Source organism: Pseudomonas sp. SWRI51 (assembly GCF_014268825.1).
Classification (GTDB): Bacteria; Pseudomonadota; Gammaproteobacteria; order Pseudomonadales; family Pseudomonadaceae; genus Aquipseudomonas; species Aquipseudomonas farsensis.
In genome coordinates, this window is record NZ_JABWRG010000205.1 from 1 (window position 1) to 246 (window position 246).

Below are 246 nucleotides of genomic sequence, written 5' to 3' on the forward strand. Positions count from 1 at the left end.
GCTCTGGTCTTGCATGAAGTGTCCTTTAGTTCAGGAGGCAGTGTTGTTGTGTTGTGCGGCGAGCATCTAGATCCATCCGCCCCATTGCAAGATGAATATGCCGATATTGGTGGTGATCGCCGCCATTAGCGTCGTGATCACGATGATAGACGCAGCCAGCTCGTGATTGCCATTGGCCGCGCGGGCCATGACATAACTGGCCGCCGCCGTCGGGCTGCCGATGTAGAGAAACAGAATCCCCAGCTC

General features: G+C 56.1%; 1 pseudogene. It reads right to left on the reverse strand.

Annotation, left to right across the window (positions count from 1 at the left end):
- Positions 1 to 66 precede the first annotated feature (66 nt).
- A pseudogene (locus tag HU720_RS24030) lies at positions 67 to 246 on the reverse strand (AEC family transporter); the annotation flags it as partial.